At 73.3% G+C, this 22,072-nt stretch carries 15 protein-coding genes; 9 read left to right on the top strand and 6 right to left on the bottom strand.

Annotation, left to right across the window (positions count from 1 at the left end):
* Positions 1-106 precede the first annotated feature (106 nt).
* Both OHU74_RS03465 and OHU74_RS03460 read left to right on the top strand, forming a co-directional pair.
* The gene (locus tag OHU74_RS03465; RefSeq protein WP_371614512.1) at positions 107-2,824 is read left to right on the top strand and encodes an AAA family ATPase; all 2,718 of its coding nucleotides are present in this window, start codon (positions 107-109) and stop codon (positions 2,822-2,824) included.
* 335 nt (positions 2,825-3,159) lie between these two features.
* A complete protein-coding gene (locus tag OHU74_RS03460; protein WP_330294947.1) occupies positions 3,160-3,660 on the top strand; it encodes a hypothetical protein in 501 nt (166 codons plus the stop codon).
* 10 nt (positions 3,661-3,670) lie between these two features.
* On the opposite strand, the gene kstD is transcribed toward OHU74_RS03460, so the two are convergent.
* A complete protein-coding gene (gene kstD / locus OHU74_RS03455; protein ID WP_371614511.1) occupies positions 3,671-5,449 on the bottom strand; it encodes a 3-oxosteroid 1-dehydrogenase in 1,779 nt (592 codons plus the stop codon).
* Between the two features lie 186 nt (positions 5,450-5,635).
* Positions 5,636-6,760: an aminoglycoside phosphotransferase family protein gene (locus tag OHU74_RS03450; RefSeq protein ID WP_371614510.1), complete on the bottom strand. Its 1,125-nt coding sequence runs from the start codon at positions 6,758-6,760 to the stop codon at positions 5,636-5,638.
* Positions 6,761-6,990: 230 nt separating this feature from the next.
* On the opposite strand from OHU74_RS03450, the gene OHU74_RS03445 reads away from it, so the two are divergent.
* On the top strand, positions 6,991-8,475 hold the full coding sequence (locus tag OHU74_RS03445; RefSeq protein ID WP_371614509.1) for a hypothetical protein: 1,485 nt from the start codon (positions 6,991-6,993) through the stop codon (positions 8,473-8,475).
* Positions 8,476-8,590: 115 nt separating this feature from the next.
* On the opposite strand, the gene OHU74_RS03440 is transcribed toward OHU74_RS03445, so the two are convergent.
* Entirely contained in the window at positions 8,591-10,033 is a 1,443-nt protein-coding gene (locus OHU74_RS03440) for a PP2C family protein-serine/threonine phosphatase (RefSeq protein WP_371614508.1), read from the bottom strand.
* A 541-nt stretch (positions 10,034-10,574) separates the two neighbouring features.
* Here OHU74_RS03440 and OHU74_RS03435 point away from each other — a divergent pair.
* The 4 genes from OHU74_RS03435 to OHU74_RS03420 all read left to right on the top strand — a co-directional run bounded on the left by OHU74_RS03435 (position 10,575) and on the right by OHU74_RS03420 (position 17,016).
* Complete coding sequence (locus OHU74_RS03435; protein WP_371614507.1) at positions 10,575-12,872, top strand: molybdopterin cofactor-binding domain-containing protein; 2,298 nt, start codon at positions 10,575-10,577, stop codon at positions 12,870-12,872.
* Positions 12,873-12,883: 11 nt separating this feature from the next.
* Positions 12,884-13,339, top strand: a complete 456-nt coding sequence (locus OHU74_RS03430; RefSeq protein ID WP_371614506.1) for a (2Fe-2S)-binding protein — start codon at positions 12,884-12,886, stop codon at positions 13,337-13,339.
* 158 nt (positions 13,340-13,497) lie between these two features.
* Positions 13,498-15,012, top strand: coding sequence for a helix-turn-helix domain-containing protein (locus tag OHU74_RS03425; protein ID WP_371614505.1), 1,515 nt, complete (start codon positions 13,498-13,500; stop codon positions 15,010-15,012).
* A 51-nt stretch (positions 15,013-15,063) separates the two neighbouring features.
* On the top strand, positions 15,064-17,016 hold the full coding sequence (locus OHU74_RS03420; protein WP_371614504.1) for an APC family permease: 1,953 nt from the start codon (positions 15,064-15,066) through the stop codon (positions 17,014-17,016).
* Here OHU74_RS03420 and OHU74_RS03415 read toward each other — a convergent pair.
* Positions 16,922-18,235 carry a helix-turn-helix domain-containing protein gene (locus tag OHU74_RS03415; RefSeq protein WP_371614503.1) on the bottom strand — a complete coding sequence of 438 codons (1,314 nt, stop codon included), beginning with the start codon at positions 18,233-18,235 and terminating at the stop codon, positions 16,922-16,924. The genes OHU74_RS03420 and OHU74_RS03415 overlap by 95 nt on opposite strands.
* A 161-nt stretch (positions 18,236-18,396) precedes the next feature.
* Here OHU74_RS03415 and OHU74_RS03410 point away from each other — a divergent pair, with 161 nt between their 5' ends.
* Both OHU74_RS03410 and OHU74_RS03405 read left to right on the top strand, forming a co-directional pair.
* Positions 18,397-18,960: a TetR/AcrR family transcriptional regulator gene (locus OHU74_RS03410; RefSeq protein WP_371614502.1), complete on the top strand. Its 564-nt coding sequence runs from the start codon at positions 18,397-18,399 to the stop codon at positions 18,958-18,960.
* 53 nt (positions 18,961-19,013) lie between these two features.
* Positions 19,014-19,700 (top strand): DUF6461 domain-containing protein, encoded by a 687-nt coding sequence (locus OHU74_RS03405; RefSeq protein ID WP_371614501.1) that lies wholly within the window; start codon positions 19,014-19,016, stop codon positions 19,698-19,700.
* A gap of 18 nt (positions 19,701-19,718) precedes the next feature.
* On the opposite strand, the gene OHU74_RS03400 is transcribed toward OHU74_RS03405, so the two are convergent.
* Both OHU74_RS03400 and OHU74_RS03395 read right to left on the bottom strand, forming a co-directional pair.
* Entirely contained in the window at positions 19,719-21,023 is a 1,305-nt protein-coding gene (locus tag OHU74_RS03400) for a M48 family metallopeptidase (RefSeq protein ID WP_371614500.1), read from the bottom strand.
* 93 nt (positions 21,024-21,116) lie between these two features.
* Positions 21,117-22,013, bottom strand: a complete 897-nt coding sequence (locus OHU74_RS03395) for a LysR family transcriptional regulator (RefSeq protein ID WP_371614499.1) — start codon at positions 22,011-22,013, stop codon at positions 21,117-21,119.
* Between the last annotated feature and the right edge of the window lie 59 nt (positions 22,014-22,072).

The following is a 22,072-nucleotide window of genomic DNA, read 5'->3' as shown; positions in this document are numbered from 1 at the left end:
CTGGCGGCCGCCGAAAAGAAGATCAGCATGATTTTCCGCACGGGGCTTCCCGCGCGGGCGCGCGGGCGTACGCTGATCCCCCGAACAGGCCTGGGGGGTACCAGCCATGACGGACCGCCGGACCCGCAAACGGCGCGCGATGTTCGAACGCGAGGCGGAGCTCACCGCCGTGGACGAGGCCCTGGACCAGCTCACCGGTCCCGGGCCCGACGCCGACGGAGCCCTGCTGGCCTTCTCCGGACCCGCCGGCCTCGGCAAGACCACGCTCCTCGCCGAAGTCCGCCGCCGCGCCCACGCCAGAGCCTGCACCGTCCTCGCCGCCCGCGGCGGCGAACAGGAACAGAGCCAGCCCTTCCACGTCGCCCGCCAGCTCATCCAGCCCCAGCTGGCCGGAACCACCGACGAGGAACTGCGCGCCGCGCTCGGCAGCTGGTACTCCATCGTCGGCCCCGCCCTCGGCCTCTGCGCCGCCGAACAGGGAGCCCCGCCCGACCCCCAGGGCCTGCGCGACGGACTCGACTGGGTCCTCACCCACCTCATCGTCCAGCGCGCCCCCGTCACCCTCGTTCTCGACGACGCCCACTGGGCCGACCCCGAGTCCCTCTCCTGGCTCGCCGCCTTCGCCCCGCGCGCCGAACACCTCCCGCTGCTCCTCGTCGTCGCCTACCGGCCCGACGAACTGCCCGCGCACGCCGAAGCGTTCCGTACGCTGCCCGGCCGCGCGGGACACCGCCCGCTGGCCCTCGCGCCGCTCACCGCCGAGGCCGTCTCCACCCTGGTCCGCGAGTCCGTCGGAGACCACGCCGACGACGCCTTCTGCCGCGAAGCCTGGGCCGTCACCACCGGCAACCCCTTCGAAGCCGTCGAACTCGCCGTGAAGGTACGGGACAAGGGCCTCGCCCCCGTCGAAGCCAGCGCCCCGCTGCTGCGCGACCTCGCGGCCGCCCAGCGCGGCAGCGGGCTCGTCGCCCGCCTGCACAGCCTCGGCCCCTCCACCGTCCGCTTCGCCTGGGCCTGCGCCGTCCTCGGCACCGACATCCCCCGGGAACTCGCCGCCCGGGTCGCCGGACTCGGCACCGAGGAGGCCGTCGACGCCACCGGACGGCTGCGCGACGCCCGCATCCTGTCGGCCGCGGTGGAAGCCGCCGCCGAAGCCGCAGCCGCCGAAGCCGCCGGACCAGGTGGCCGCGACGAGGCCGGGCTGGAGTTCGTCCACCCGCTCATCGCCACCGCCATATACCGGGCCATCCCCGACGCCCTGCGGGTCGCCCTGCACGGAAAGGCCGCCGCGGCCGTGCTCGACGCCGGGCTCGGGCCCTCCGCGGCCGCCCGCCACCTGCTGGAGACCCACCCCGAGAACGACCCGTGGGTGGTGCGCACCCTGCGCGAGGCAGCCGGCGAGAACCTCCGGGCCGGTGCCCCCGAAGCCGCCCGCCGCCAGCTCGCACGGGCCCTGCGTGAACCCCCGGACTTCGACGAACGCGCGGCCGTCCTCTACGAGCTCGGCTGCGCCTCCCTGCTCACCGAGCCCGCCAACACCGTCAACCACCTGCGCGCCGCCCTCGCGGAGCCCTTCGAGGACCAGACGCTGCGCCAGGACATCGTGATCCGGCTCGCCCAGGTGCTCTCGCACAGCGACCGCCTCGCCGAGGCCTCGGAGTCCCTCGCGCGGGAGATCCCCCATGCCCAGGACGTACGGGCCCGGCTGCGCCTGCAGTCCGAGCAGTTCATGTGGGACGCCTTCAACGCCGCCGAGACCGACTCCCCGGCCCGTTCGCGGCGCCTCGCGAAGCTCGCCGACCGGCTGACCGGCCGCGATCTCACCGAGCGGTACGTCATCGGGCTGCGCGCGTGGGACGCCTGCCTGCGCGGAGAGCCGGTGGACGTGGTCCTGCACCACGCGGGGCGGGTGCTGGAGACCGGGTTCAGCTGGGCGTACGAGGACCGCGGCTTCGAGGTTCCGGTCCTGGTCGCCATGGTGCACATGTACGCCGACCGGCCCGACCGCGCGGAGGAACTGTTCGAGGCCGGCACCGCCGAGTTCGAGCGCCAGGGCTGGCGCGGGGCGCACCTGTCCTTCGCGTACAGCCTGCGCGCGTACATCCGCTACCGCCGCGGACGGCTCGTCGAGGCGGAGGAGCTGGCCCGGGCCGGCCTGAGGCTCGCCGAGCGAGTGGGACGCCGTACGCCCGTGCACTGGTACGCCATCGCGATCCTCGTCACCACCCTGCTGGCGCGGGGCCGGGTGGACGAGGCCTGGGAGCTGGCACGGGAACACGAGTACGGGGAGCCCTTCCCGGCGGCGGTGGTCTTCCCGGACTCCCAGACGGTCTACGCGGAACTCCTGCTGGCCCGCGGCCAGGCGAAGGCGGCGGCCGCCGAGCTGGAGGCGGTGGGCCGCAGGCTGACCCCCAGGGGCATCCAGAACCCGTCCTGGTGCCCGTGGCGGCTCCACCTGGCGCGCGCGGTGGCCGCGGAGGACCCGGCGCGGGCCCGGGAGCTGGCCGCGGACGCGGTGCGGCGGGCCCGTGCCTTCGGCGCCGCGTCCGGCATCGGCCAGGCCCTGCGGGTGGCCGCGTCGGTGGCTTCGGCGCAGGACCGCCCGGCGCTCCTGGAGGAGGCGGTGGAGGTCCTGTCGGCTTCGCCGGCCGGCTACGAGCTGGCGCTCGCGTTGGCCGCGCTGGGGGAGGAACGGGGGGACCCCGAGATCCTGCTCAGGGCGGTCCTGAAGGCCCGGGAATGCGGGGCGGACGGCCTGGTGGCCACGGCCACGGACGCGCTGCTCGCCCTCGGCGGCGACCTGCCGTGCCCCTCCGTAGCCTGACCGGGCCCGCCCCGGGAGGTGGGCGGGTGCGGGTGGGTGGGCCCTGCGGGGCGGTGTCCCCGACCCGCCCTTCGCCCGTTCCCCGGGGCTCCGCCCCGGACCCCGCGCCTCAAACGCCGGCGAGGCTGATGTATCCAGCCAGTCCGGCGTTTGAGGACCGGGTCCGGGCAGAGCCCGGGGAACGGGCGAAGGGCGGGTAGGGGACCTCCGCCCCGCGCAGCGGCACACCCGCGGTCGGGTACGGGGCCCGTGGGTCCGGGACGGGCCCCGGGTCCCCCCGGGCGGAAGGGGGGTGGAGGGCCGGGAAACGCGGGCGGGCACGTACCATTGGCGGCATGTCCTTCCTCCGCCGCCACCGCGCCGCCACACCCGCCGGCCCGGACTTCGACGTCCTGGCCATGGACCCGGGGGACTGGCCGGGCAATCTCGGGGCCGGGCTGCTGCCCGCGCCCGACGGCAGCTGCCAGGGTGTCTTCCTCCGCTACGACCTGTTCGGCGGACGCGGCCCCGCGATGATCATCGGGAACCTCCCCGAGGGCTCCCCCGCCCGTGACCTCTCCGAGGGCCAGGTCCCCTTCGAGGTGGCCCAGCTCCTCGACGCCCTCGAGAACGACGAGGACGTCGAGGTCACCGGAGCCGAGGACTGCCCCGTCATGCAGGGCGACAACCTCCTCATCGTCCGGAAGATCAAGCTCTCCGAGACGCGGATCAGCTGCGTGCAGTTCGACCGCAGCGACAACGTGCTGGTCACCATCGCGAGCTGGGACCGGCCCATCACCGACGACCTCTACGCGCTCCTGAAGCCGCTCCCGGCCGAGCTCTTCCAGCAGGGCTAGCCCGCAGCCGTCACCCGTTGGCTATGTCGTTCGCCGCGACGTAGCCGAAGGTCATCGCGGGACCGATCGTCGATCCGGCCCCCGCGTAGCTGTGCCCCATCACCGCCGCACTCGCGTTGCCCGCCGCCCACAGGCCCCGGATCACCGATCCGTCGGCCCGCAGCGCGCGGGCCCGTGCGTCCGTGACGATGCCGCCCTTCGTGCCCAGGTCGCCCGGCACGATCTTGAAGGCGTAGAACGGCGGCGCCCAGATCGGGGCCAGGCACGAGTTCGGCGTGACGCCCGGGTCCGTGTAGTAGTGGTCGTAGGCCGTGTCGCCCCGGTGGAAGTCGGGGTCGGCGCCGTTCCAGGCCTGGGCGTTGAACCGGTTGAGGGTGGAGCGCAGGGCGCCCGACGGTACGCCGATCTGGTTGGCCAGCGCGTCCCAGGTCCACGCCTTCTTCGCCGCGCCCACCTCGTACCAGGAGTCGGGGAAGACGATGGTCGGCAGGATGTCCTTGAACAGGTACTTGTTGCGGTAGTTCTGATCCACGATCAGCCACGCGGGGATGTGCGAGCCGGTCGCCGCGCGGTCCTTCTCGTACATCACGTGCACCACATCGCTGTACGGAGCGGCCTCGTTGACGAAGCGGGCGCCGGCCCCGTTGACCATCAGGCCGCCCGGCAGGGTCCGTTCGGCCAGGCAGAAGTACGGCTCGTTCGGCAGCGGGATCGAAGGGCCCCACCAGGCGTCCTCCATCAAGGCCAGCGCCGCACCCGCCCGTTGGCCCGCGCGGATGCCGTCGCCCGTGTTCTCCTTCGCACCGACCGACCACTGGGTGCCGATCGGCTGCTGCTGGTACTGGGCCCGCATCTGCGCGTTGTGCTCGAAGCCGCCCGAGCCGATGACCACGCCCTTGCGGGCCCGCACGACGCCCCGTACGCCCTCCTTCTCCACCACCACGCCGGTGACCGCGCCGCCCTCCTGGACCAGGTCGACCAGGGGGCTGTTCAGCCACACCGGAACCCCGGCCTGCATCAGGCCGGCCCGCAGACCGGTCGCCAGGGCCTGGCCCATGGTCAGCGGCTTCTGCCCGCACAGCGCGGCCGCCGTGCCGCGCGCCAGGCATTCGGTGGACACCGCGAGGCCCTTGGCGCTGACGGCCGCCAGGTTGAGCCACTTGTAGTCCTGGCTGAAGACCACCATTCCGGCCGGCACCGGCATGTACGCCGGGTTCAGGTGCGCCAGTTCGGCGCCGAGGATGTTGCCGTCGATCTGGTCCGGCTCGATGGAGCGGCCGTTCGGGAGCCCGCCGGGGAGGTTGGGGTAGTAGTCGCTGTAGCCGTCCATGAAGCGGAAGCGCAGCGGGCTGTTGGCCATCACGAAGTCCAGCATCCGGGGCCCGTTGGCGAGGAAGGCGGCCTGCCGGTCCGGCGAGGAGCCGTTGCCGACCACCGCCGACAGGTACGTCGCGGCCTTCGCCGGGGTGTCGGGAACCCCGGCGCCCAGGATCACGGAGTTGTTCGGCAGCCAGATGCCGGCGCCCGAACGGGCGGCGGATCCGCCGAAGGTCGGGGCCTTCTCGACCACGAGCACGCTCAGGCCCCGCTTGGCGGCGGTGAGCGCGGCGGTCATCCCGGATGCCCCGGATCCGACCACGACGACGTCGTACTCGCCGAGCGGGGGCCCGTCTTGGGTGCTGTCGGCACGCGCCGCCGCGGCCGGCAGCACGGTGGCGGCCAGCACCCCGGCGCCGGTCCCGGCGAGGACCGTCCGGCGGGAGGGGAGGGCGGGACTCGGTTCGGTCATGGGCAGGCTCCAGTGACGTGGGGCGGGAAGGAGTGGATCCAGCATTCTGATGCTGAGTCAGAAAAGGTGTTCGGGGGATCATGTGAAGTCAAGGCATACGCGCCAGTTGCACTCCGGGCCCGGACATGGAAAATCCCGTGCCGCACACACAGGGTGTGTGCGGCACGGGATTCGTGGCGGCGCGGGTCAGCGCGTGCCGACCGCTGCGCGAACCGCTCTGCGGGCCATGCCCGCGTCGTCGTGCAGGCGGCGCAGCAGCAGCCGCTGCTCCTCGCCCGAGGACAGGGCGCCCGCCGCTACGGGCTGGGCCGGGCCGGTTGCGAGCATCGAGCGCTGCACCGCCGTTTCGGCCATCCGGATCTCCCGGGTCAGCACCAGCATCAGGTTGACCAGGAAGGCGTCCCGCGCGGCCGGACCGGCCGCCTGTGCCATGCGGCTGATCTGGGAGCGGGCGGCCGGGGCGTCGCCCAGTACCGTCCAGAGCGTGGCCAGGTCGTAGCCGGGGCGGTACCAGCCCGCGTGCTCCCAGTCGAGGAGCACCGGACCCGCGGGGGACAGCAGCAGGTTCGACAGCAGTGCGTCGCCGTGGTTGAACTGCCAGGGGTTGCCGGAGAGTTTCACTCCGTGAAGCAGCTTCTGCAGGTCGCCGAAGTCACGGTCGGTGAGCAGGCCCTGTTGGTAGTCCCGGGCGATCCGCCGGTCGTAGTCCAGGGGCCTCGTGAACAGCTCGTCGGCCGGCTGCCAGCCGTTCACCTGGCGCACCGCGCCCAGCGCAGCCCGCAGATCGGGGCGCGGCGGGGCTTCCGCCGGATGCCGCTGGAGCGCCGCTACCCGGCCCGCCATCCGTTCGACCACCAGCGTGCAGTTCTCGGGGTCGGCGGCGATCAGCCGCGGCACCCGGACCGGCGGGCGGTGCCGGACGAACGTCCGGTACGCCGCTATTTCGTGCCGGTACCGCTCGCACCACTCGGACGAGTGATCCAGTAAAACCTTCGCGACGGCCGTCATCCGTCCGGTGGTTCCCACCAGCAGGACCGAACGTCCGCTGCGCCGCAGTACCTGGACCGGTGCGAACTCCGGACAGATGCGCTGCACCGAGGCGAGCGCCGTGCGCAACTGCGCACCCTGCGGCCCCGAGAGGTCGATCCTTCCGCTGAGAGGCTGTGATCCGGTCCCCGGCAGTCGCCGCGCCCGTACGGCGCCCTGCGCCGCTGCCGCGGGGCGGCCGGGTTCGAGGTAGGGGCCGCCGCCCGCGGGGAAAGTGCGGTGCGGCCGGACCGGGGCGGACACGGAGGTCGTTGCTGCGTACATGGCGTTACGGATCCCTTCGTGCGCCGACGAGTTGCGTACGCCGCCCCGCCGGATCCCGTGCATCACCCTGGGGAGTTCCGCCGGTGACCGGGTCGGGGAGGCGCATTCCTACCTGACACCCGGGCGTGGGTGGCGGACCACATTGCGTGCCCTGGCGAACCCTGGCGAATAGTCGCTCGGCATCTGACGGGGGGTTACTGTCAACTCAGCCGAGAACCTGGGGGCTTGACGTGAGCAAAGGACCAAACACCCGTCTGAACGACCTGTTCGGCCTGGCCGGCTGGTCGAAGGGCGAACTGGCGAGGATGGTCAACCGGCAGGCGGCCTCCATGGGCCACCACCAGCTGGCCACGGACACCTCGCGGGTGCGGCGCTGGATCGACATGGGGGAGACCCCGCGCGAACCGGTGCCCACGGTACTGGCAGCACTGTTCACCGAGCGGCTCGGTCGTGTCGTGACCATCGAGGACCTCGGGTTCGTACGACAACGGCGCACCGCCAAACGGCAGCCGGACGGGGAGAAGGAGAACCCCGAAGGAATGCCCTGGGCGCCCGAACGCACAGCCGCGGTCCTCACCGAATTCACGGGAATGGACCTCATGCTCAACCGTCGCGGTCTGATGGGCGCGGGTGCCGCGCTCACCGCCGGCTCAGCCCTCAGCAACGCCATGTACGACTGGCTCCACACCGACCCGGCCCGCGCCAAGGACGCGCAGCGCCACGACGACTACTTCCAGGCCGAAGGAGCGGGTTCCGACCGCTACGAGGCCGCGCCGATCGGCTCCCAGGAGATGGAGGCGCTGGAGCACTCCGTGGAGGTCTTCCGCGCCTGGGACGCCTCCAGAGGCGGCGGCCTCCAGCGCAAGGCCGTGGTCGGCCAGCTCAACGAGGTCGGCGGCATGCTCGCGTACCACCACCCCGACCACCTCCAGCGGCGCCTGTGGGGGGTGGCGGCCAACCTGGCGGTGCTGGCGGGCTGGATGTCCCACGACGTGGGCCTGGAGCCGACCGCCCAGAAGTACTTCGTCATCGCCGCGCACGCGGCCCGCGAGGGCGGCGACCGGCCGCGCGCGGGAGAGGCGCTGTCCCGCGCGGCCCGCCAGATGGTCCACCTGGGCAAGCCGAACGAGGCCCTCGACCTGATGAAGCTGGCCCAGTCCGGCTCCGGCGAGCAGACCCTGCCCCGCACCCGCGCCATGCTGCACACCATCGAGGCCTGGGCCCAGGCTGCGCTCGGCAAGGGCCAGGCGATGCGCCGCACCCTCGGCGAGGCCGAGGACCTCTTCGTCTCCACCTCGGGAGACGTGCCGCCGCCTTCGTGGATGCAGCACTTCGACGAGGCCGACCTGCACGGCATGCAGGCACTGGCCTTCCGTACCCTCGCCGACCACGACCCCTCGGCGGCGCCGATCGCCCAGCGGCACGCCAAGGAGGCCCTGCGACTGCGCGCGGACGGCCACCAGCGTTCGAAGATCTTCGACTACATCTCGATGGCCTCGGCCTGTTTCATCGCCAACGACCCCGAACAGGCCGACCGCTACGCCCGCCTCGCGCTCGTCTCGATGAACGAGACCTCCTCGCACCGCACATGGGACCGGCTGCGCGAGATGTACCGGCTGACCGGCCACTACTCCGGCTTCGCCGGCATCGAGGACCTCCGCGAGGAGATCAAACTGGCGCTCCCCAATAGCTCGGTGACCACGCGCACGGTGTGATGCCCGTACGGGCGGGGGGACCGACGGCGGGACGGACGGGACGAGCAAGGCCGCGCCTTCCGGCGCGGCCTCGGGATCCTCGGGTGGTGCGGGTGCGCTCAAGGGCTGCCCGTGGCTACCTGTTGATCCGGGCCACCAGCACGCAGGCGTCGTCCTCGCGCTCGCCCTCGCCGAACTCCCCGATCACCAGCCGTACGCAGTCCTGCGCCGACCTGGCGGCCGAGAACTGCGGCGCCAGCGCCAGCAGTCGCTCGGTCCCGTCGGCCTTGCTGAACTCGATGCTGCGCGGGGTCAGTCCGTCGGTGTGCAGGACGAGTACGTCGCCCACCTCCAGCCGCTCCTCCGCCTGACCGTACGAGGCACCGGAGGTGGCTCCCAGCAGGACGCCCTCCGGCGGCAGCAACGAGCGGCCCTGGCCGCGGCGGAAGAGCAGCGGGGCGGGGTGGCCGGCCTGCGCCCAGGACAGCACCCGGCGCGCGGGATCGTAGCGACAGCACACCGCGGAACCGAGAGCGGGCTGTACGGAGGTCTCCAGGAGCTGGTTCAGCCAGCCCATCAGGGGGCCCGGCTCGATGCCGGCCATGGCCATCCCGCGCAGGGCGCCGAGCATCATCGCCATGCCGGAGGTGGCGGTCACCCCATGGCCCGTCAGATCACCGACCGTCAGCATCGAGTGTCCGTGCGGCAGTTCGAGGGCGTCGTACCAGTCGCCGCCGATCAGGGCGCTGGTCGCGGAGGGCAGGTAGTGCGCGGCCACGTCCAGTGCGCCGGTGCTGTCGTGCGGGAACCGCAGGGAGCCGCGCCACGGGGGGAGCACGGCTTCCTGCAGTTCGACCGCCAGCCGGCGCTCGGTCTGCGCGATCTCCCGGCGGCGCTGCAGCGAGTCACGGGACTCGCGCACCGCCCGCTGGCTCCGGCGCAGTTCACTCACGTCCCGCAGTACGGCCCACATGGAGGCCGTGCAGCCGTCGGAGTCGAGTACCGGCTCGCCCCTCATGTGCAGCGTCCGGACGCGGCCGTCGGCCCGGACGATGCGGAACTCGCCGTCTATCGGCTTGCCGTCCACCAGACAGGCCGTGACCATCGCGGTCAGCACCGGCTGGTCCTCGGAGAACAGGGTGGAGCCCAGTTCGTCGAGGGGCAGCGCGCCGCTCTCGGGGGAGCGGCCGAAGATCTGGAACAGCTCGTCGGACCAACTGACCTCGTCGGTCAGCAGGTTCCACTCGGCGCTGCCGACCCGGGTCTGCTGCGCCTCCACCCCGGCGGGCCCGATCTCCGGGGCCGGAGCCGCCAGCGGCAGCTCGACGGCTTCGGGAACGGTGGGCGGCAGCCCTTCCTTGAGCTGGCCGAGGTGCTCGCGGAGGTCGTCGAGGTGGTGCACGGCGAGATCGCAGAGCGCGCGCTGCCACCGGCCCTGGGCATCGTCGTCGTCGACCACGGTGTCACGGCGGACGGCGTCGACTTCTCCCCGCAACCGTCGGGTCTGGGAGATCAGCGCGTCCACCGACCCTGGCTCCGGAGGCTGCGCGGGACGGTCCGCGTACAGGTGGGACGGCATGAGAACTCCGATACAGGCGCGGCACGGCCAAATCTGAAAGGTAGGACCGGTTCTGAAGGAAGGGCCGGTAACGACTGTGGCACAGCCAGCGACGGCCCGTAAGGCGTTTGGCAACATCTGCGGCGGTCATGCTTAAGGCATATGCCTGCGGCCTCCCGGCCCCCCGCGGGTGTACGAACGAATCCGGTCAGTCCTGCCGACGGGTGCGGCCCGGGCGCGCTCGAAGGGCGCCCGCTCCGGCCCTCGCCCGCCCTCGTTTCCCGTCGTCCGCCCGCGGCCGGAAACAGGCCTTCCGGACGAGGGCGGTCGATCGTACGGCCGAGGTGTGCGAGGAGCGCCCTCCGCCGAACTCGCGCAGGTCCGCCCGGAACCCGGATCAACACCACCGTGCGCGCACCCCCCGAACGGAGGACGCCGTGCTCCGCGGACGGGCGGCCGCTCCCGACTTCCCACCGCATCCGGTGATCGCTACCCTACGTGTCGGTAATGAGCCGGGGAGGCTCGCTTCGGCGGGCTGCGCGCAGGGTGGGGACACAACGACATGACCGGGCAGAGCCATGCGCCGACCGAGGAACAGAGCGGCGAGCCGGCCGACGGACAGCCGGGCGCAGCCGCGCAGCCCAGCGGCACCGGAGGTCGGAGCCGCCGCTCCTTCCTCACCTACCTCGTCGCGGCGCCGACCCTGGCCCTCGTCACCCGCGCCGGCGCCGACGTCCTCGCCCCGCAGCCCGCGCACGCCGTGATCCCGACCCTGCCGGCCCCCGCCGACCTGGTGGACCTCGGCGACCTGTTCATCCTGGCCGGCGCCCCCACCTCCGCCCTGCTCGCGCTCGTCGTCGAGGCCGACGGCACCATCCGCTTCCGGCTGCCCCGCGAAGAGGTCGGCCAAGGGCTCACCACCGCCGTGGCGATGCTCGTCGCCGAGGAACTCGACGCACCGCTGGACGGCGTACGGATCGAGCTGGACGACGCCCGCCCCGAGCTGCTCTTCAACCAGCTGACCGGCTCCTCCAACTCCATCCGCTCCCTCTACGGCCCGGTCCGCCAGTGCGCCGCCACCGCCCGCGCCCGCCTGGTCGCGGCCGCGGCCGTGCGCTGGGGCCTGGCGGCGTCGTCCCTCACCACCGCGAACGGCGCTGTCCGCGCCCCCGACGGCCGCACCGCCGGATACGGCTCGCTCGCCGCCGCGGCCGCCGACCCCGCCCTGATCGTCCTGGGCGCCACCCCCAAACAGGCCGCGAAGCACACCCTCGTCGGCAGGCCCACCGCCCGGATCGACGCCCGCGCCATGGTCACCGGCGCCCAGCGCTACACCCTCGACCTCGACGTCCCCGGGGCCAAGCCCTGCGTGGTCCGCCGGCCGCCCACCCTCGGCGGCAGCGTCCGGTCGGTGGCCAACCTCGCCGCCGTCAAGGCCATGCCCGGGGTCCTGCACGTGGTCACCATCGCCACCGGGGTCGCCGTCGTGGCCGAGACCTTCGGCCAGGCCCTCGACGCCAAGGCCGCCCTCCAGGTCACCTGGGGCCCCGGCCCCGCGGACCAGCTCTCGGACGCGCAGGTCCGTACGAAGCTGCGCGCCGCCACCGCCCCGCTGCTGGTGCCACCGCTGCTCACCGCCTACGTGGACGCCGAGTTCGACTTCGCCTTCGTCAGCCACGCCCCCATGGAGACCAACTCCGCCGTCGCCGACGTGCGCGAGGACAGCGCCGAGATCTGGTCCGGGCTCAAGTCCCCGATCGTGGCCCGCGAGACCATCGCCGCCGATCTCGGGCTGCCGCTCGACAAGGTCACCGTCCACGTGGTCCAGGCCGGCGGCTCCTTCGGCCGGCGGCTCTTCTTCGACGCGGCCCTGGAGGCGGCCCGGGTCTCCAAGGCCTGCCGCCGCCCCGTCCGCCTGATGTGGACCCGCGTCGACGACACCCGGCACGGCCGGATGCGCCCCGCCACCCACCACAAGATCCGCGCCACCCACCTGCTCGGCGAGGTGCTCAGCTTCGAACACCGGGTCGCCGCCGCCGAGACCGACTTCCGGCACGGCCTCGGCGAGATCATCACCGCCACCGCCGCGAGCCTGCCGCTCGGCATCGGCAACGCCACCCTCGCCCAGACCCTGTTCCTGACCACCATCAAGTCCCCGTACCACTTCGGGCTCACCACCCAGGTGCTCACCGAGGTCCCGACCGGAGTGCCCACCGGCTCCTGGCGCTCGGTGTATTCGGCGAACACCCGCGGCGCCGAGGAGATCGTGGTCGACGAGCTGGCCGCCGCCACCGGGCGGGACCCGTACCAGTTCCGGCGGACGTTCCTGAAGACGGCGGCCCAGCGGGCCGTGCTCGACAAGGTGGCCACGGAAGGCGGATGGGGCCGGGCGATGCCCGCCGGATGCGCCCAGGGCATCGCCTTCCACGAGGAGTACAAGTCCCGGACCGCCTGCCTGGTCGAGATCGACACCCGGGACCCGGAGCACGTCCGCGTCACCAAGGCCGTCATCGCCGTGGACGTGGGCCTGCCCGTCAACCCGCGCGGCCTGGAGGCCCAGATGATCGGCGGCCTGACCGACGCCATCTCCACCACGCTCAAGGCCGGTCTGCACCTGGACAAGGGCCTCCCGCTGGAGGGCAGTTACAGCCAGTTCCACTGGGCGAAGCAGCGCGACACCCCAAGGGACGTACGGGTCTTCGTGCTCCCGGCGACCGGAACCGAGCCGGGCGGAGCCGGCGAGCTCGGCCTGCCGGCCGCCGTGGGCGCGATCGCCAACGCCTACGGCCGGGCCACCGGCACGAAGCCCCGTAGCTTCCCCCTCGACTTCGACGTCGACTTCACCCCCTACCCCCGCTAGGAGCCCGATCCGTGCCCTCGCACACCTTCACCGTCAACGGGCAGAGCGTCACCGTGGACGCGCCCGACGATCTGCCCCTGCTGTGGGTGCTCCGCGACATGCTGGGCGTCCGCGGTCCCAAGTACGGCTGCGGGGTGGACGTCTGCAAGGCCTGCACCAGCCACCTCGACGGGGTGGACGTCCGTCCGTGCGTGGTGCCGGTCTCCGCGTGCGCGGGCAAGACGGTGACCACCATCGAGGGGCTGGCCGACGGCGACGTGCTGCACCCGGTGCAGGAGGCCTGGCTCGAACAGGACGTCGCCCAGTGCGGGTTCTGCCAGCCCGGCCAGATCATGGCGGCCGTGGCCCTGCTGAAGCGCACGAGCGCACCGACCGAGGAGGACATCGACGCGATCGCCAACATCTGCCGCTGCGGCACCTACTTCCGCATCCGGGAGGCCATCCGCAGCGCGGCGGCCAAGATGTGAGCAAAGGACGGGCCCCGGCTTCCCCCGTTGCGTTCCGCCGACAACCGGGGCCCGACCGCTCATGGCGAGCCTAGGCGGCGGCCGCCGCGCCCGCAGGGTCCGTTCTGCCCAGTGAGCCCGCGAGACGGGTGTCACAGCGCACAGTGTGCCGGGGATGGTTGAATGCGGCGCCGCCGCCGAACCCCCTGAAGGAACCTCCCATTCAGTCCCGCACCGCACCCTCGCAGCCGGCCGACCGGTCCCGCTCCGACGACGTCCTCAAGCTGCACCGCCTGGCGAACGCGGGCGGCTCCGCCGCGGTGCTGGAGTGGCTCACCACCCGGCTGGGCGGCTGGATCGGGCTGATGGACACCGAGCAGCCGCACGGGCCCGAGGCTGCGGTACTGGGCGCGGCGGAGCTGGCCGCACGCAAGGCGGCCTCCGCCGTCCTGCGGCACGCCGGCTCTGCGGCGCTGCTGTTCGCACTGGACGAACGGCGCGCCCTGGCCGCCGTCCTGGAGCTCCCGCACCCTCCGGGGGCGCCCGCGCTGCTCGCGGACGCCGCCGTGCCGCTGGCCCTGGTGCTGCGCGCCGAGGAGGCGGAGCGGCGCGAGGAACGGGCTGCCGCCGCCGAGGCGATGGTCCGCGAGTCCGTCCTGCACCTGCTGATGAACGGCGTGCTCTCCACCGCCCGTCAGATCGCCGAGACGCTCGGGCCCTCGCTGCCCGATCCGCTGCGGATGTACGTCGTCGAATGCGGGACCGGGGAGCGCACGGCGGTGGCCCGGCTGTTCACGGAGCTGACGGGCGGCCGGGCCTGGATCGTGCGCTGCCCGGTGTACGTGCACCACCTCATCGTGCTCGTGCCCACCGACCTGGCGGCGGCCTCGGCGGACGACGACCCGCTGGCCGGGGCCCTGACGGCGGCCGCCCGCCAGTGCACGGTCGGGGTCAGCGGCCGGTCCTCCCTCCGCGAGGCCCCCGCCGCGTACGCGCAGGCCTTCCACGCGCTGGCGGTCGCGCGCGGCCTGGGCGAACGCCACGCCCGGTTCGGGCCCGGCCCGGAGCTGGCGCTCGCCGCGCACGGGGCCGGGGCCGGATGGGCCGCCGCGCTGCTCGCGCCGCTGCACGCGTACGAGCCCCGGCGTCCCCAGGACCCCGGCGCGCAGGAGTTGAGGGCCACGGCCCACGCGTGGCTGAACTTCACCTCGCACGCGACCCGCCTGCTCAAGGTCCACCGCAACACCCTCGCCGGGCGGCTCCGGCTGATCGAGGCGGTGCTCGGCCTGGACCTCGGCGGCATCAAAGACCAGGCGGCGCTGTCGCTGGCGCTCCGGCTGACCCCGGGCGGCCGCGGCGCCGACCGGGCGGGCGGGGGAGTCGCGTCGGCCGCGGGCGCGCTGGACGACGTACTGCGCGATCCGGCGACCAGGCAGTGGGCCCGCGCCCATCTGGCGCCGCTGACCGGGCCGGACGCTCCGGCCGGAGCGCGGGAGACGGTGCGGGTCTGGCTGCGGCACGATGCCCGGCTGGTCCCGACGGCCGGGGCGCTCGGCATCTCGGTGGCCGCCACCCGCAAGCGCGTCGGCCGCATCGAGGTGCTGCTGGAGCGCTCGCTGCTCCGGTCGCCGAGTGCCCGCTACGACCTGTGGCTGGCCCAGCGGGCCGAGGAACTGGGGGGTTCCACCCCGTGACACATGTCCGATAGCGGGTGAATTGCGGCAGTTTTGAACGATCATGCCTGAATGAGGCGTATCAATGCGAAACGTGTGCTGGTCGGTGAACCGCTCGACACCGCGCGTCTGGGCGAGACCCTGCTGCCCAAACGGCTCGCGCTCCCGATCTTCTGCAGCGACCCGCTCTCCTCCGTGGCCTACGCCACCGAGGAGATCCTGCTGATCCTCGCGCTCGGCGGGGTCACATTGCTCCACCTCGCCTGGTACGCGGCCGCCGCCATCGTCTTCCTCCTCGTGGTCGTCGTCGCCTCCTACCGGCAGACCTGCTACGCCTACCCGGGCGGCGGCGGCGCCTACATCGTCAGCTCCAAGAACCTCGGCCCCACCGCCGCCCTCACCGCGGCGAGCGCCCTCCTCGTCGACTACGTCATGACGGTCGCCGTCTCCGTGGTTTCCGGCGTCTCCGCCATCACCTCCGCCGTCCCCTCCCTCTCCACCCACGAAGTCCCCCTGTCGGTGGGTTTCGTGGTGCTCCTGACCCTGATGAACCTGCGCGGCGTACGGGAGTCGGGACGGGTCTTCGCCGTCCCCACCTACGGCTTCGTCCTCGTCATCTACCTCATGTTCGCGGTGGCCGCCTACCGGCTGGCGACCGGTGACGTCATCCGCGCCGAATCCGCCGAACTCCCGATCACGGCCGAGGGCACGTACGCCGGGCTCGCCGTGGTCCTGCTCGCCCTGCGGGCCTTCGCCTCCGGCTGTACCGCGCTGACCGGAGTCGAGGCCATCAGCAACGGCGTCCCCGCCTTCCAGAAGCCGAAGAGCAAGAACGCGGCGACCACCCTCGCCGCGATGGGCGCCCTCGCCGTGACCATGTTCGCCGGGATCACCGTCCTCGCCATGAACTACAAGGTGCACGTGGCGGCCGACCCGACCGAGCTGGGCCTGGCCCCCGGAACCCCGATGTCCACCGCGCTGGCCCAGATCGGCCGGGCCACCTTCGGCAGCTGGGACTTCCTCTTCTACCTGCTCCAGGCCGTCACGGCCGGCGTGCTGATCCTCGCCGCGAACACCGCCTTCAACGGCTTCCCGATGCTCGCCTCGATCCTGGCCAAGGACCGGTACGTACCGCGCCAGCTCTTCAACCGCGGCGACCGGCTCGTCTACTCCAACGGCGTCGTCCTGCTGGCCCTGGCCGCCATCGCCCTCATCATCGCCTTCGACGCCGAGCTGACCCGGCTCATCCAGCTCTACATCATCGGCGTCTTCGTCTCCTTCACCCTGTCCCAGGCGGGCATGGTCCGGCACTGGAGGCAGGAGCTCGCCGCGCCCGAGACGCGCAAGGAGGAACGGATCCACATCCACCGCCGGCTCCTGATCAACGCCGTCGGCGCCGTCATGACCTCCGTGGTGCTGGTCATCGTCCTGATCACCAAGTTCACCCACGGAGCCTGGCTGGTCGTCATCGCGATGCCGCTGCTCTTCCTCGGCATGAAGGGCGTACGCCGCCACTACGACACCGTGGCGCGGGAAGTGGCCGTCGCACCCGGGGTCAAACCGCGCAAGCCCGCCCGGCACCACGTCATCGTCCTGGTCGCCTCCGTGCACGCGCCGACCCTCAAGGCCCTCGGCTTCGCCATGGGGCTGCGGCCCGACACCCTGACGGCCCTCTCGGTGGCCGCCGACGAGGAGGACGCGGACCGGCTGCGCGCGGACTGGGCGGAGCACGACCCCGGCATCCCCCTCAAGGTGCTGCACTCCCCGTACCGGGAGGTGGTCGGGCCGGTCCTGTCCTACGTGCAGGAGCAGGCGGCCGCCGAGGGGACGGACATGCTGTCGGTGGTGATCCCGGAGTACGTGGTCGGGCACTGGTGGGAGCAGCCCCTGCACAACCAGAACGCGCTGCGGCTCAAGGCGCGACTGCTGTTCACGCCGGGGGTGGCGGTAATCGACGTGCCGTACCTGCTGGAGTCCGCGAAGGGGGCGAAGCCGCCGGAGGGGGCACAGGAACGGGCGCAGTAGCGGGCGCGGCAGCGGGGGCAGTAGCGGGGGCGCGTTCCGCCTTCCGGTGCTGGGTGACCGCCGTGTGGGCCAGCGCCAGCTCCACCACGTGCGCGGGATCCGAGAGGGTGCGGCCGGTGAGCTGCTCCAGGCGGCGCAGCCGGTTGGAGACGGTGTTGCGGTGGCAGTACAGCCGCTGCGCGGCGTACGTGGTCGAGCCCTGGCAGGTCAGCCAGGTGCCCAGGGTGGTCAGCAGCACCCGGCGGTCCTCCGGCGCCAGCGCCAGCACCGGACCCAGCACCACCCGGCGCAGCCGGTCGGCGAGTTCGGGCTCCGCCGCGACCAGCGCCGCGGGCAGCCGTTCGTCGAGCAGCACGGTCCGCGGGCCCTTCGCGGCGGGGGTGGTGCGCAGCGCGAGGACGGCCAGCAGGCGGGCCCGCGCCAGCTCGGCGGGCGCCGTGACCACCGGGCTGACCCCGGCGTTCGCGCCGAGCGGCGCGAGCAGCTCCCGTACGGATTCCAGCGGATGGTGGCCCAGCTCCACGAGCCCGGTCTCCCCGTCGCCGCGGATCCGCCACAGCACGCGCGGGGCCCCGGTGGGTGGCGGTCCCGCGGGTGCGCCGGACCCGGACCCGGACCCGGACCCGGCTCCGAGGACCGCCACCGCGAACCGGCCGCGCTCCGGCAGACCGAGCCGCTCCGCCGTGCGGGCGGCCTCCGCGGCGGATCCGGTTCCGTCGAGCAGGGCGTCGAGCAGGGCCGCCCGGAGCTCGCGTTCGCGCTCGCCGGGGACCGCCTCGGCCCGGCGGTACGACTCGGCCGCCGCGTCCGCCATCCGGTCGATCACGTCCCACAGCGCGGGCGCCCCGGGCAGCAGCCGGGGCAGCGCGGCCCGGTCGTGTGCGGCGACGGCCTCGGTCAGGGTCTGCCACAGCAGGCGGCCGCAGAGCCGGTACATCCGCAGCAGGGAGTCGAGCGGGAGCCCCTGCCCGGCGCGGAGCGCGCCCTGGGCGCGGGCGTCGGAGAGGTCGGGCGGCAGGCCGCGGGAGGCGCGGACCAGGTCCTCGACGGCCTGGCGCAGCACGTGCTGGATCCGGTCGCGCAGTGCGGCCCGGCCGAGCAGGGCGGCGTAGGCGGCGTAGGCCGGGTCCTCGGCCGACGTGCGGTCGGCGAGCCGCTCCGCCGCCGCCGGTATCCGGCGGTTCAGGTCCTCGCGTATCTCCTCGATGATCCGCTCCATGACCGGAGGGTGGCACGGGGGAGGGGGCGCTGGGGAGGGCCGCGACGGTGCCGTGTCCGCTAGCGTGTCCGAAGCACTCCATGTGCAGTGCATATGCGGCGGTCATAACGACACCCCCGTCGCACCGCTCACCCCGTGCCCACACCGTCAGGGATCCCCCCATGCGCCAGAATCCGCAGCGCCGCGCCGCGCTGCTCGACGCCGCCATCGAAGTGCTCGCCCGCGAGGGCTCGCGGGGACTGACCCTGCGCGCGGTGGACGCGGAGGCGGCGGTGCCGACCGGCACCTCCTCCAACTACTTCGCCAACCGCGCCCAGCTCCTCGTACAGATCCTGCACCGCACCCGGGAGCGGCTGACCCCCGACCCGGCGGAGCTGGCCGGCCCGCACGACACCAAGGTGCTCCTCGGCCGCCTCCTGGAGCGCATGCGCCGCGAACGCAGCGTCCACACGGCGATGCTGGAGCTGCGCCTGGAGGCCACCCGGCGGCCCGAGCTCCAGGAGGCGCTGGCCGGGTTCCAGGGCGCCGAACTCGAGGCCAACATCGACTGGCACCTGGCGGCGGGGCTGCCCGGGGACCGGCAGGGCGTGGTGCTGCTGTACCTGGCCATGCTGGGGCTGATCGTGGACGACCTGACCGCGCCCGGACTGCTCGACCCCTACCCGGTGGAGGGGCTCATCGAAGCGATGGTCGAGCGCCTCCTCCCGGAGCGCCCCGCGGACTGACTATCGTGCCCGTGGGGGAAATACCGGCACGAATCGCGGAGGGGACCGTGGGCATGGCGGACATCACCGGAGGCGGGCAGGGCTTCGGCGGGGACTTCGGCCGGTCCGGCGCCGGCCGCGCGGACGGGGGCGCGGGTGGCGGCGGCGAGGGCGTCCAGTGGCTGGCGGACTGGGACGCCTGGTACGTCAGCCTGACCTTCGCCCGCGGCATCGGCCCCGAGGAACTCGCGGCGCGGCTGGGAGCGTTGCCCGGAATCCACCCCGGGCCGCTGGGAGCCATCGACGCGTGGAGCATGGTCACCGAGACCGTGGACGGCGACGGGGTGGCGAGGGTCGGCAGCTGGGGCGGCTGGTCCTTCGCCGTGGAACACGGGATGCCGGCCGGGGCGCAGCGATTGGCCGAAGTGTCCCGCTCCGGGGTGGAAGCGGTCCACCTCGACCCGCAGCCCGACCATCCGCCCAAGCAGTTCGCGTACGCCCTGGACGGCGAGCTGGTCTGCTGCTTCGCGCTCGGCGAGGAGTGCTGGCGCGGCGGCCACCGGCCCGACTTCCTCCTCCCGGAGCTGGTCGAGGCCAAGATCCTCGCCCCGGACGGCAGCTACGCCCGCCCCGAGGACGAACCCTGCGCGGACCGCGACCGCCTCACCCTCTCCGTGCTGGAACACCGCTTCGCCCTGTCCCTGCCGCGCCGCCTGGTGGAGGAGGCCCCGCTCCCGGCCTTCGTGACCTGCACGCAGTAGGAGCGGGGCGTCCGCGGCTCAGCCCGCGTAGTCGCGTATCACCCGGCGGGCCAGCTCCTCGCGGAGCGGAGCGAGTTCGGCCGCGACAGCCGCGATGCGGGAGGAGTCGAAGACCACCTCGGCCGGGTGCGGGGCGCTCGACAGCAGGCAGCGGCGCCGCAGGTGGGTCGGCGGGTGGGTGTCGTCGACGGAGTGGCCGCGCCGGGCGGAAACCCGGCGCAGCCGCTCGTACTCGCTCTCGGGCACGGAGCCCATCCGTGCGGCGAGCCGCTCCCAGAGCCCCCGCTCGGCGGCCTCGCGCGCCTCGCGGCCCGCGGATCCACCGCGGACCCCGGCCGCCACCGCATCGCGCCGCAGCTCGGCATCGACCGCGCCGCCGATCAGCAACCGGTCCATCAGCAGGACGGCGGCCTCCGTGGACCCGGCGCGGGCCGCTCCGGTGTCGGCCAGGTACTCCGCCCGCTGCGAAGCCCGCATCGTCAGGCCGTCGAGCAGGTGGATCAGCCCGTACACGGCCCAGCGCGGCAGGAACAGCATGGTGTTCACGAACAGGTCCACCAGGTTGTGCGGGGGCTTCGGGAGCAGGAAGTAGTACCAGCGGGCCAGGGCCCCCATCGCCCAGTGCGTCACGAACTTGGAGCGGAGGTCACCGTTGGCGAAGTGCCCGAGTTCGTGCCCCAGCAGGGCCACCCGCTCCTGCGGCGAGAGGATCTCCCACAGTCCGAGCCCCAGGATCAGCATGCGCCGCCGCCGGATGCCGTAGTTCGTGACCGCCGCGTTGGCCGACGGGTCCACCACCACGGCGTGCACTCCCGAGGTCCCGACGGCCGCCGCGACCTCGTCGACCAGGTCGAACAGCCGCGGAGCGTCCGCCCGGTACAGCACCGGCGCGTGCTTCGGCAGCCGCTGGGGCTTCGGCCACAGCACCGCCACGATCCCCAGCAGGAGCGCACCGAGCAGGGGCTGGACCACGGTGTACCAGCCCCCGATGATCAGTACCCCCGCGATCACCACCAGCCCCACGGTCACCGCGTGCACCAGCAGCGAGATCCCGATGGCCAGCATGCTCGACGCGTCCAGCCGTCCGGGCCCGGCCTCGCCCCCGCTCCCCGCGATCTCGGCCGCCAGCTGTTCCCCGTACTGGTGGGCGAGGCGCCGCCGTACGGTCTCCAGGCGCCCCCGGGCCGGCTCCGGAGCGCCCGGATCCACGTTCCAGTCGCATTCCTCGCACCAGTCGACGTACCGTCCGTCCACGGTGGCGGTGGCCCCGCACTCCGGGCACCGGCGCAGCTCCGCCGGTCTCGTGACGCTGCTGGTTTCCATGTTCTCCGGTCCCCTCCCCGCCCCGGACCTGGTGCGATCCGTGGTCCGCGCAGGATAGAGGCGCCCCGATCGGCCCGCGGAGGCGGGTCGCGGTCAGCCGCCGAGCTGGCGTGACAGGTGGCGGACCATCGAATCCGTCGCCGGGCTCCGGTCGCCGGTGCGGACGGTGGCGTAGATGTCCCGTACGAGGTGGGCCGGTTCGGCGATGTCGTGGAAGGAGATCGCGCAGCGCCGGTCCGCCGCGCTCTGCGGCACCAGTGCGACCGCGAAGTCCGCGGCCACCAGGGAGAGCAGCATCGGGTAGCTGTCGGCGCGGAAGGCGATGTCCGGTTCGAAGCCGGCGGCCCGGCAGATCCCCTCGGTGACCGCCTGGAACCCGGTGCTGGGCGTGGTCGAGGCCCAGGCGGTACGGGCGAAGTCGCCGAGCCGGACCGGCCCGTCGAGCGGTGGCCTGGCGCGCGGGCCCACGGCGAGCAGCAGTTTCTCCCGGCGCAGCAGCACCTGCCGCAGTCCGCGCAGGTCCGGTTCCGGGAGGTGCGGGTACTGGTGGGTGACCGCCAGGTCCAGGCTGCCGGCCGCCAGCGACGGCAGGGCCAGTTCCGGTTCCAGCTCGGTCAGGCTGACATCGAGCCCGGGATGGGTCCGGCGGAACGCGGCCAGCGCCGGCACGGTGAAGGGCTCGGCGGCGGAGGCGAAGGTGGCGATGCGCAACTGGCCGTCGCGCAGCCCCGCGATATCGCGCAGCGCCTCCTCGGCGGCCTCGATCTCGGTGAGCACGCGGGTGGCGTGCGTGACCAGGGTGTGCCCTGCCGCGGTCAGGCGTACGCTCCGACCGGAGCGCTCCAGCAGCGGGCAGCCCGCCTGGCGTTCCAGTGCGGACAGCTGCTGGGAGGCGGCGGAAGCCGTGATGTCGGCGTGCAGCGCGGCACCCGCGATGGTGCCCGTACGCGCGACGTCGACGAGCAGCTTCAGTTTCCGGGGGTCGAGCATTAGTTGATCTTATGCTCAGGTTTACGCGAGTCCGCTGGTTTTGCGGCCGGTGAGCGACT

This window comes from Streptomyces sp. NBC_00454 (assembly GCF_041434015.1).
Lineage (GTDB): Bacteria > Actinomycetota > Actinomycetes > Streptomycetales > Streptomycetaceae > Streptomyces.
The sequence above is the reverse complement of the archived record's forward strand: the minus strand, read 5'-3'. Positions and strand labels throughout refer to the sequence as shown.